General features: G+C 35.2%; 13 protein-coding genes and 1 pseudogene. 8 read left to right on the forward strand and 6 right to left on the reverse strand.

Annotated elements, in window-relative coordinates:
- Positions 1–288: 288 nt before the first annotated feature.
- From rhuM to VHE99_01525, 5 genes and pseudogenes are all read right to left on the reverse strand, one after another.
- Positions 289–750, reverse strand: a pseudogene (gene rhuM / locus VHE99_01505) (RhuM family protein).
- A gap of 261 nt (positions 751–1,011) precedes the next feature.
- Entirely contained in the window at positions 1,012–1,233 is a 222-nt protein-coding gene (locus tag VHE99_01510; protein ID HVV67702.1) for a hypothetical protein, read from the reverse strand.
- A gap of 129 nt (positions 1,234–1,362) precedes the next feature.
- Positions 1,363–2,025: a hypothetical protein gene (locus VHE99_01515; protein ID HVV67703.1), complete on the reverse strand. Its 663-nt coding sequence runs from the start codon at positions 2,023–2,025 to the stop codon at positions 1,363–1,365.
- Between the two features lie 5 nt (positions 2,026–2,030).
- Entirely contained in the window at positions 2,031–2,579 is a 549-nt protein-coding gene (locus VHE99_01520) for a PadR family transcriptional regulator (GenBank protein HVV67704.1), read from the reverse strand.
- Positions 2,580–2,952: 373 nt separating this feature from the next.
- The gene (locus VHE99_01525) at positions 2,953–3,186 is read right to left on the reverse strand and encodes a zinc-binding dehydrogenase (protein ID HVV67705.1); all 234 of its coding nucleotides are present in this window, start codon (positions 3,184–3,186) and stop codon (positions 2,953–2,955) included.
- Positions 3,187–3,998: 812 nt separating this feature from the next.
- Here VHE99_01525 and VHE99_01530 point away from each other — a divergent pair.
- From VHE99_01530 to VHE99_01565, 8 genes are all read left to right on the forward strand, one after another.
- Complete coding sequence (locus VHE99_01530) at positions 3,999–4,247, forward strand: hypothetical protein (protein ID HVV67706.1); 249 nt, start codon at positions 3,999–4,001, stop codon at positions 4,245–4,247.
- 24 nt (positions 4,248–4,271) lie between these two features.
- Positions 4,272–4,514 (forward strand): hypothetical protein, encoded by a 243-nt coding sequence (locus tag VHE99_01535; GenBank protein HVV67707.1) that lies wholly within the window; start codon positions 4,272–4,274, stop codon positions 4,512–4,514.
- A gap of 492 nt (positions 4,515–5,006) precedes the next feature.
- Positions 5,007–6,287 carry an ATP-grasp domain-containing protein gene (locus VHE99_01540; protein HVV67708.1) on the forward strand — a complete coding sequence of 427 codons (1,281 nt, stop codon included), beginning with the start codon at positions 5,007–5,009 and terminating at the stop codon, positions 6,285–6,287.
- 34 nt (positions 6,288–6,321) lie between these two features.
- Positions 6,322–7,440 carry a hypothetical protein gene (locus VHE99_01545; GenBank protein HVV67709.1) on the forward strand — a complete coding sequence of 373 codons (1,119 nt, stop codon included), beginning with the start codon at positions 6,322–6,324 and terminating at the stop codon, positions 7,438–7,440.
- A 17-nt stretch (positions 7,441–7,457) separates the two neighbouring features.
- Positions 7,458–8,336, forward strand: coding sequence for a DMT family transporter (locus VHE99_01550; GenBank protein ID HVV67710.1), 879 nt, complete (start codon positions 7,458–7,460; stop codon positions 8,334–8,336).
- The gene (locus VHE99_01555) at positions 8,323–8,835 is read left to right on the forward strand and encodes a 6-carboxytetrahydropterin synthase (protein ID HVV67711.1); all 513 of its coding nucleotides are present in this window, start codon (positions 8,323–8,325) and stop codon (positions 8,833–8,835) included. Before VHE99_01550 ends, VHE99_01555 begins: the two co-directional genes overlap by 14 nt.
- Complete coding sequence (locus tag VHE99_01560) at positions 8,820–9,527, forward strand: SDR family oxidoreductase (GenBank protein ID HVV67712.1); 708 nt, start codon at positions 8,820–8,822, stop codon at positions 9,525–9,527. Before VHE99_01555 ends, VHE99_01560 begins: the two co-directional genes overlap by 16 nt.
- Positions 9,528–9,862: 335 nt before the next feature.
- Positions 9,863–10,126, forward strand: a complete 264-nt coding sequence (locus tag VHE99_01565; protein ID HVV67713.1) for a hypothetical protein — start codon at positions 9,863–9,865, stop codon at positions 10,124–10,126.
- Positions 10,127–10,200: 74 nt separating this feature from the next.
- On the opposite strand, the gene VHE99_01570 is transcribed toward VHE99_01565, so the two are convergent.
- Positions 10,201–11,106 (reverse strand): hypothetical protein, encoded by a 906-nt coding sequence (locus VHE99_01570; GenBank protein HVV67714.1) that lies wholly within the window; start codon positions 11,104–11,106, stop codon positions 10,201–10,203.
- Between the last annotated feature and the right edge of the window lie 296 nt (positions 11,107–11,402).

Genomic DNA, 11,402 nt, shown 5'->3' on the forward strand with positions numbered 1-11,402 from the left:
AAACTCATTTTAAGCCTGAAAATTTTAATATCTGATTTAACTTGATTTTGATTGATTTTCTCAAAGAAAATGGATCAAGAGATTGGTAGACCATGGTTAGCTTTTCTTTTTGTTCCTGTAGAATAGAAGGCTCTTGAAGCACTCTCTGATAAGGGGTTTGCGGAGAGTCGTATTTCTTTCGATAGCGAGAGCCAATACGTGTTTTTTCTACAAGCTTCATCGAAATGTTAATATATTGTCGTTATACACTATGAGGCCGCGAATGAAAATTGTGATTATTGGTGGGGGTATGAGAAAACTTCTGGTATATCTGGTAATGATATTTAACAACCCACGTCCTTCATCAAGAGTTAGATGAGCTTTATGTGCAGTTTTACTAACTAGTTGAAGAGCAGCTTCCAAATAATATGCATTAGTTTCAAGCCGCTGTTGGTTAATTGTGTAGCCTTGTATTAGATGATCTTTTAAGAGTTTTGTGGCCCACTGACGAAATTGTACCCCTCGCTTTGAATTGATGCGGTAGGCTACAGAAATGATAGCGTCTAGATTGTAATGTTTTATTTTACGCGAAACAGTGCGCTTGCCTTCAGTTTGAACTATCGAGGTTTCCTCGGTAGTTGACCTCTCGCTAAGCTCTTGATCTTGAAAAATATTTTTGAGATGAAGACTGATGTTGTCTATTGAAGTGTCCAGTAAATCTGATAGTTGCTTTTGTGTTAGCCAAACAGTATCTTGATCAAGGCGAACTTCAAAGGTGCCACGATCATTTTCATAAAAAAAATTTGGCTCATTTTTACACCTTTAATCTAGGGACATTTTTGCGACAGTTGTAGACAAATCATGACAGTATTTAATAATAGGTGTCAATACAGTAAAATTTATAACCTATTGATTTAATTGTTGTTGATTGTTGTGGAATGCGGCTTGAACTAGACTCTTAACTGCTCTGGCAAATATCCTGAATGAAGTGATATTTGTTTTGCTTAGGATTTAGCACCGTCAGAATGCAACTTACACATGTACTAGAAATGGATAGCTTTTACCTTCGTTAATACCCCAGGTATTGACGAAATCCCAGCCATTATAAGTACTTTTCTGCAACATCTCAGCAGTGGTTTTGCCAATACCCCCCGCAGAATTAGATTGCCCAGAGGATTGTTTATCCCAATAGTTGTTAGGTAAGTTAAGCACAGAACCAACGTTTTTACCTAGTAGGCCACCTCCATCAGACAAGCTGACAACTTTTCCTGCCGAATACGAAGTTTTGATAGTTCTACCATAGTTGATACCTAACAAACCACCCGCATAACTTTCAGCATTGACAGCTCCTAAAGCAAAACTATTGGATACTTGACCGGATAATTACCACCCATATTTAGCGGAATAGGTCATTAATTGTAAACAAATTTTCGATTTCTTTTTGACCTGATGATAGTCTTTAAAAAAAGATAGCCTTGAGTATTTTTCATGAGCTTGCACCAATATTTTTTTTCTATACCAATTAGGAAACCATGCCATAAACCAGATGCCAAAAATAGGGGTACCATAAGTGATGGATTCGTAAATCCAGCCATTCACCGTGTGGTAATATATCCGCAACACATGAATCATTAGATTAAATAAAAAAATACTTCCCCACACAGCGGTCAAAATATAATTTATTTTAAGAAAGAGAGGATGGTTCCATTTGTCTTTGGCTACCTGTAGTTTTGCATATTGGATAGTAAATGGCTGCCTCAGCAGGATAGAGATCCAAGCAATAGCAGCTAATGTGCCATTTGAAAATAACCATGCCTGCTTAGCCACCCATTGATTCTTAAATAAAACCACAGCGACAAACAAAAAAATAAAGAAAGCGAAAGTTCCCCAATTGAGGATAAATCTTTTCTTTAGTCCCCTGAAGTCAAAAATGACAGATGTGACTCCTGCAATAATAACCGCTATATCTATTTGTTCTTGCGAGTGATTAAGTAAAATGAAAAATAAAATCCAAGGAAGAAAACTACGAATAATATCTTTTAACATGATGCCTACTCTGATTCTAACACCTTGATTGTCTCTTTACACCAAGTCAATTGTGCTTTAGCAGTTCTTAGTCCAAAATCCAAGGTAATTAGCCAATATTTTAGATGAGGTGATTGGTTATATTCGTGGATTAATTTTTTACGTATTTTAAGAAAGGTGTTTATTTCTTCCTCTAGTGCTTTTTGTGAATGTATCACATGATGAAGGTTATCTTTAGCTTCCATATTTTTGCCAAAAAATAATTTCAATAAGAGCTCGTTTCGTACCAGTGTTGCCTGTGGCTCTTTTTTTAGCCAATTGCTCAGTTCATTTCGTCCTTTTGTGGTAATAGAATAGATTTTTTTTATTCTCTGTATTTTTTGTGATGTTTCTTCCTTACAGGTTGCAAGCTTTTCTTTTACGCACAGGGCTAAGGCAGGATAAATTTGTCCTTCGCTTTCAGACCAAAAATAGTTGGTGCTGCTTTCAATCATTTTGACAATTTCGTACCCTGTATGATCGCTTAAAGCTAGCATGCCGAGTACAGTGTATTTGGTTCTGTTTCGCTTGTTCATGGACAACCTCTAAAAGTATATATCTTTTAGAGGTATTATGCTTTGGATAAAGCTTTATGTCAAATTTTCCATGATCCCCAAATTATCAAGGCAGATTCACTATCACAAGTAGAGGAAATAGTTAACACAGATCCCTTTATCAAAGAAGAGTATTATTAAAAATATAGCATTCATGAATTTAAGATGGCGGGAGCTCACAATGATTGGCTGGCTAATTAAAAGCAGATGGTAATGCGTGAGGATTTGTCCATCAAAAAAAGTTGTTAAGTGCCCCTAATGTTGAGACAGGTATCTTGCTTTTATCAAAAGAAACATAAATTTTATGAATCAAGCTGCAGTTTGGTGACAGGCTGGTTACATTCGGTGGTCGTATCTATTCAATCTCAAGAACAATTTTACCTTTAGTATGACCTGATTCAACGAGTTGATGTGCCTTGGCTGCTTGATTTAGCGGAAAAATGGCTGATGCATGGGGTTTAAGAAGACCTTGCTCCAATAACTGAGCTATTTTTGAAAGCTGTTGTTGATTTAGCAATACAAAAACTGTTTCACCAAGCTTTCTCCCCCACGCAAAGAGTATGTAAGATAGCCTTCTGTAGGTATGCATTCCGCTGTATGTAGCAGGGATAACATTTAATTTATTAAATCCGACTGAGAACTAATTCATCAGGGGCATAAATCCAGCTTATGATTAACAAAACAGGTAATGCAATAAAAATAATTTGAAACACAAAAAATAGCTTCCCCAGAAACTTGTGAGAAGGCTCATCGGTACCTTATGTGCTGTTATTTAAATTTAATTCCTTATACGCAGCAATATAAAAATGCCTGGAAGGGTTTGAGCGTAGTTAAGAGAATTTTATGCCCTGAGATGAATTTTCAGGGGTAGGTAAACTTGCAAGCAGTGGTTCCATGGCGCGCTTCTTATGTTCTGGCAGTTCCTATTCTACAAATTGTCGCAAAGATCTATCATCATCGTCTGTAGTAGTTCCTAATGGATATCCATGCTGTAGGAGAAAAAAAGCCACTCATGCTTTTGAAGCACCATGAAGCACAGGAAAATAATTGTGTTCTTACCCCCGTAATTAACCACAGTACCTCCCTGCGAGGAATGGTTAGTCTACGACGCTACACAGTTAGCAGATCAGGAATTTTATTATTGCATTGCTGATGGTTGGGAAAATAAAAGCCAAATTAATGAAAAAGTATTCAGTTATTCAGAATTTTTGCAAGGAGATTAATGCTGCGCTTTATTCCATGGACAAACCATCAATGATTTTAATTGCAAACCTTATACAAATCCTAAAATAATTTGATTTATAATTTTAGAGAAAATTAGTCAATCATTTTAAAATCAGAAGCCTTATTCAAACAGCGACTATTAATGGGATAGAAGCAAGCAAAACGGTCGGAGAGTGTGTGGGTCAATTTTTTGACACTTGTTTGAAGAAAAAAGTAACGCCGATTTTTAGTAAAGATCGACCTTTAAATGATACCACAGTAACTCGTGGCGATTATATTGAATTACCAGAAATGAAGCCTTTACGAACATCGAGCCATTGCGAGTCTGCTATGTTTACTCCACCAAAACAAAAATCTTCTGAAGAAACTTATGGAAAAAAATTCTTAGAGTCCCCATGCTCTGAAACTCCAAACTTTGAATTATAATAATTATTAGGAAAAGTTAATATTATGCCATTGAATGCTTTTAAAGTTTTGAAGGTTTTATTTGTTCTTTATGCTTCTTTGATTAATAAAGTCGGTGTTTATAAGGGATCATCAGTCAAAGATTCACGTGAAGAATCTGAACTCGCGCAACACAATCGGTATGAGTTAATGCCTCCACCAGACTTCTGCGCCTTGAAACCAACAGACAATTTTTTAATGGAGAAAGTTGGGCTGAGGATGATTCAGATCAAGAAATGGGAAGTTTGAGAGCATTCTCTGTTAGGTATCTTACGTAATGAACTACATCATGTAGCAGTACATTTGACTAATTTACACAGGCAAGACTTATCTCCGTCAAGCGACGTATTAGCCTCTATGCAAATTGTAAGTCTTTTTCTCCAAGATTCTTCTTCAGCAAAAACTCATTAAAGCTAACAGATACTGGTCATGAATCCATTCTCTATCTGCTGCAAATTTTTATCAGGTAATTTGGCGAAAATCGCCAGCCCAGTATATTCTTTGGGCTAGGTCTTATCAGAGATGTTTCTGGATATCTCTAAATTAATATAACCAATAAAATCACAGTTCGTTTACCCGTATTGCCATAATTAAAAAAACATGCTTTAATTTCGCAATATGAATACTAAATTTTCAAAAAGATAAAATAATATAAAAATCCAGTGGGGCTTTGATTTTTAACGCATAACTTTGATAAATAATTGATGAGCCATCATGTACTAAATTTAATAGCAGATAGCTATGAAAAAAATAATCATTATTGAAACATCAGACGTTGGTGCAGCACATACAGCGGAAGCTAGCAAAAAGTTGGGCTATGAACCGGTGTTTATATTCACGCCATCTAACTACCAAGCAGATACTTATAATCAACTTATAAAATACCCCCATTATGAATGTAGTGACACCACGCAATTAGAACCGCTCATTAAAACCATAGACGCTAATAACATTCAAAATATAGCTGCGGTAATTACTATGTTAGATAGCCGATTAAATATCAGTTATCAACTGGCTGACTTTTTAAAAGTATCCGGCATAGACAAAGCGATTATAACCTTAAGCGACAAAGCTAAAGTAGCCGAATTAATTTCGGAATATAGTCCACTCACAGTGATTTTTAATAAGCACGATATTCCTTATCGTTGTTTAGAAAAATTGTTCTCTAAAAATGAAAAATTAATTATTAAGCCCACCCAGGGTGCCGGCGCACTGGGCATGTTTATGCTTAACTCCATTGAAGAGTTAAAGCAACTGTCCAATTTAATTGAAAAGACCAATTTGCAAACATTAATTCATGGTCATTGGATAGCCCAGCCCTTACTGCCAGGGCGCTTAATCAGCCTTGAAGGATATGCCATCGGAGGAAAAGCTAACTTTATTGGATTTACCGCCAGACAAAAAGTAGGCAATACTGAATCAATAAATCATTTTCCAGCAAATAATTTTCTAACTGACAAAGCCATAAAAACAGCCTATGCAGCAATTAATACCCTGGTGCAAAGATCAGCATATAAAAATGGATATTTTCATGCAGAATTCATAGTTAACCAAGACGATTGTCACCTGATTGATGCTAACTTTGGTAGGGTAGGTGGTGGCGGCATTGCGCAACAATTGGCCATGTCTTACCAAAAAAATCCTACTGATTTATTCTGCCATCTGATTAACACCAGTATTTTTGGAGAAATACATAATCATTCAGATTTATATGCAATAGAACCTATAAAAACACTTTCGATAAATTACGGTCTGCAAGAAACTTCCGTGCTTACTAATTTAATTTTACCCAATCATTTCCATGGCTTGCACACCCAGATTTTAAATAATGGCGCTATTGTTCCTAAAATGGGTATTAATAATTGGTCTTGGCTATCCATTGCAGTGGGATATCCAAGAGAACTTTTAAACAGTTTAAATGAAATTCAGATTGTGACGGATAGAGGAAATTTTAAACCTTTCTATTTGGAAGGTGGGATGGCTCATATTGAGAGGATAGATGAGTATTTACCACAATTATGAATCTGAATGGTTACTCTGAAAAGGACCAGCTGAAATGTTTATTCATTTGAATTATACTGAAAAATCTCACAAGGCATTAAATAATATAAAAAAATATTTAACGCAAAATTCAGATATCATTCCCATTAATTATAAATTCTATTTAACCAAAGGATATCCAGGCAATGCAAAAGGCTATCTTTATAGAGATAAAAGACTTGAAAAATCAGTTAAAAATATTATAGAAAGCAATCTGGGTTATCATGTAATCATTAAAAGATATCAAGCTTATGACAATAGTCTCGGTTTATTTGATTGGCCGGAACATTATGCTATTAAATTATTAAATGTCGATGGTGTCTTATCCACAGGTAATAATATCTTCATGTTCTTTCCCGAAGTTTTAGGAATTAACACTGAAAACATTGCTGATTACTTCGGTTTTGAATTTGTAGATGCTTGGGTGTCAGTTTTTGATAAAGTTGTTTTTCCCTGTATCAAGCAGACATTTTGTTTAGATAGTCAGTATCAATTTTATCAGCATTTAAATTCTGAATTAGAACATACCATTTATTTAGCCTCTATATTTCACGAAATTGGACATCGCGTGAGTTGTTGGAAGGTTTCTCCCGCCAAACATCCTCAAGTTAGTTTGTCAAAATTTCACACTGATATTATGGGAGAACTATCAACGGATACATTATTAGTCAACCTGTTGCCAGAATTTCCGGAGCTGGGATATTTTGTCTTGGCGCAGCGATTATTTTGGTTTGGCAGAAAAGGTTTTTCCAGCAATCATTTGTCAGGTGCAATAAATCAAGACAATGATGCCTGGATAGGTAGCTATTTATGGAATAAAAGTTGTAAAATAGGCTGCATTGAATTTATCCCAGAGTCTAAAAAATTAATATTGAATGCAGCAAAAATTATACCGTTATTTTCTTTGATTTTGGAAGACTTGAATCAATTAGGTCTTGAAGTTATAAACGCCTCTCCAGGTAACCAAGATATGATTGTGCATCAATGGTTATGCAAAAATTTAGAATTTGTCGATAATCAGTTTATCTTGCCCACCCAATTTAGAAATGTTTTAGCTGCCTGTATCAATATATGTGAAACTCCTGCCTATGATCCAAAAATTATTTTTGAATCATCAAATTCCGTTGTAGCATAAAGGAATAGGTTTTATTTATGCTAAAAAACAAAAAATATCCTGCACTTTCTGCCACATTCGGTGCGATCATTATCTGGGCCAGTTTGCCCACTTTAGTAAAATTAATTGTAACACAAGTTAATGTAAGCTTTTTTCTAGTCCAAAGATTTTTTATTTCTTTTCTTATTTTATGCTGGTTAACACCTAGAATTATAAAAAAATTAAAATTAGTAGACAGCAAAATCCTGACGGGATTTATGATAGCTTTAGGAGCTAACTTCTACCTGCAGACTTATGCTTTAAGTCAAGTTCCCGCAGGGTGGTATGTCATGATTTTTGCCTTAAATCCCATACTAACCCTATTGTTGCTTCGACATAATATCACTCTAACCACATGGGTGGGCATTGCATTAGCTGTAATGGGTACTTATTTATTCAGTATTGCCCAACAGGGCTATTTATCCACAATAAGCCCTTTATCAATAGCCGCTCTACTAGGCGGTATGTTTACCTGGTCAATTTATTCAGTATTAGTTAAAAAACTTCATGCTATCTACTCTGACACAGAATTAACCGGCCTATCCAGCTTGGTTGCCTTAATAACCAGCCTGTTAATATGGTCTATCAGCGGCTTTCCAGTAGATGCTGGATTTATAAAATACCTTCCGGTAACTCTGATAATTGGCTTGATAGTTCCAGTAGCCTATTTCTTATATTCTTATGGCATGCGCAAACTTCCTGTTATTACTGTAAATGCTCAATATATAGAACCCATTTTTTCATTATTTTTTGCCAGTTTAATTCTGCATGAAAACTTAAACCGCAACCAATATTTGGCCAGCCTGATAGTCATTGCAGGAACTATTCTTTCAAGTGAAATTTTCAAAGCTAAACTTGTTTCCTATGAACACAAATAAAAAAATCATAGTTAAACTTAAATCGCCGAAAATGAAATTTTCAGCGGGTCATTTTACCATTTTTTCAAATGAATCTCGCGAAAACCTGCATGGACATAACTTCACAGTACAATGCTCTATCGAGACTTTAATTGAAGAAAATGGCATGGCACTTGATTATAATATCTATAAACACATAATTATTGATATTTGTAATCAGTTAGATGAAATCATTTTGCTACCTGAAAAATCTCCACATATGCGATTAGAAGAATCGGATACCTATTATTTTTGTCACTTTTTTGATGAAAGGATGGTCTTTTTAAAAAGAGATGTCAAATTTTTACCTGTCGCTAATATCACTATAGAAGAACTCGCTTTCTGGATGCTAAGCGTCTTACTTAGCAATATTAAGAATGAATATATAAGAAATATCAACGCGATCAAAATAAAAATTTCCAGCAGCCCATCTCAATCAGCCATCGCTAAATGGACTAAACAAAAATGCCTACAGCCATAATTACTGGAGCAAGCCAGGGAATAGGGAAAGGAACTGCGGAATTTTTTTTGACGCAGGATTGGAATGTTATAAATATATCTAGAACAAAGTCAGATTTAACGCATTCGAACTTAAAAAATTTCAGTTTAAATTTAGGAGATAAAAACTGGCAAGATCCATTTAAGCTATCAATGACTAATCAATTTTGTCAAAACGAACAAATATGCCTGATACATAATGCTGCATGTTATAAAAAAGACAGTATACAAAATTTGTCAGCCCAAGAGCTTCGAGACGTGCTTGAGGTTAATTTAGTCGCTCCTGCTATTTTAAATACACTGCTTATACCGAAGATGTCAAAAGGATCTTCAATTTTGTATATCGGCTCAACTTTGTCGGAAAAAGCAGTACAAAATGCTGCATCCTATGTTATTTCTAAACATGCATTATTAGGCATGATGCGATCAACTGCTCAAGATTTAGCAGGAAAAAATATCCATACCCTCTGCATATGCCCGGGTTTCACCGACACAAAAATGCTAAAGCAACATTTACAAAGTGATCAATCAAACCTAGATATCATACTATCGAAAATATGCTTTCATAAATTGATTAAGCCAGAAGAAATAGCCAAATTAACATTTTATTGTGCGCTGAACCCACTGCTTAATGGCGCAACAATACATGCAAATTATGGACAAATAGAACATTAGAAAGATTGTAAGCATATCCAAAATGCTTGAGCTACAAATAAAATAAGGGAAATAATGCTCTATTAGAATTTTTCGGGCTTGATAATTGCCATAATATTTGTCAGGTATACAAACTTGGCATTCAACTAGCTAAAAATAGATTCCCAAACATCGATCAGGGATTGAAATAACGGTGCATGAATCTTTGCCTACGTAGTCAAGTTCTTATTGGAGGAAGGATTCAAGCCCTATTATAAGTTTCTCGAAATGACATGCAATATTGATAACGCTCATAGTAATAATAAATTCAATGATATTTACAGTCGACCTGGTCGTTGGTGCGTACTCTGGAGGATATGAAGCTGTTTTGCGATATGGCCAACGCCGAATCCGATGCTGTGTTGGATACCCTGTTAGACGCCTTGAGAAACAAAGAAAAGATTGTATTTTTACCGCAGCAATCCTCGCTTCCGCCATTTAAAGAGTGGCTGGTCTTTGACACTACAAAATTCATAGATCGGGAAATTTATTACTGCATTGTAAATGGTTGGCAAAATGAAAATCGACCAGTACAATTGCTAAGCTATTCAGCATTTTTGCAAGGGGCTAAAGTATTTTAAATTCTACTTGCGCAAAATGAGTCCTTTGAGCCCATGTTCCATAGTAAAGAAAACAGCTACTCAAGGGTGATAAACTATGGGAAGGGAATCCATGTTATATCACTGCTTGTGCTGGCACTCGACATTCTATCTAAACCTTCTACTATAGCATCTCCTACATCTTGTAGCTTTTTAAGACCACTCCTAGAATGAGCATTGGCAGTTTTTGTAATGCGGGCAATAGCATGACCAGCATGTTTTGCTCGCTCACCTTCTAAAATTTGTGTATTACTCCTAGGTTCAGTAGGAGAAACAATAAATAGACCATCTGTCACTGCATCCGCCAGCATCTGAGGGAATCGATCACCTTGTTTAGCAATGATTACGGATTCAACATACTGTAACAATATCACGCAACCTTCTTTTTGAGCTTGTGGCATATGTTGCATTTTAAAAATATCTTGTAAAAATTCATTTAATCGTTTCTTGCCTGTTTCTCCTGATCTCGAATGTCTAAAAGCGTTTGCGTTTCCTGTTTGATATAAAGCCAATTTTCCAGTTTCTATTTCACCTTGTTTTTCATCAGTTATTAAGGAGCAATAATTCTTTTCTATATAATCTTTCAGTTTTATATATGCAGCAGAATAAGACAATACGGTCATCCTATTGACTTGATTAAACGCAAAAAGACATTGGGGAGAAAGAAAATATGGGAACATCGATTTTTGTGTTTTGCCAAGATTAATTAAACTGATGATGTCTAAATAAACTATAATTGCCTGAAAAGGAAGTTTTGGAAAAATTTTACTAGCCTTCTGTTCGAATGGAGGTTCCAGATACCGTCCGTCAAGCTCTATCGCGGTACCTAAGGTTTCCTCGGGATGTTCCGGGTTGTCAAGAAACTCAAATGTTATTTCAGAACTAATTGGTTTTTTCTCAAATTTAGCTTTCGTCGTTGGCTGGGGTTTATTAGATGGTGTTGATTCAGAAAAAAGTCTCATTTTAATACCTCAATTTATAAAATAATTAATCCTCCTAAAATTAGCTTCATCCATTATCCCTCGTTTGTGTAGTGAAATTATGAAACTATTTTATCATTTTATAAAAAAATGATAATATGAAATTTTTCAAATAATCTATTTCAAATTTTAGAATACTGGACTTTAGCCAATTATGCCGCTAAAGCCAGCTGACAAATCAAAGCATTAGCCTGATTGGCCGTAATTTTTAATAAATCACTCTCATTTTCAGACTTTGAAAAATACTTTTTGGTCAAAATTGATTTTCTGACCAGCGT

Source organism: Gammaproteobacteria bacterium (genome assembly GCA_035546635.1).
Classification (GTDB): domain Bacteria; phylum Pseudomonadota; class Gammaproteobacteria; order JAURND01; family JAURND01; genus DASZWJ01.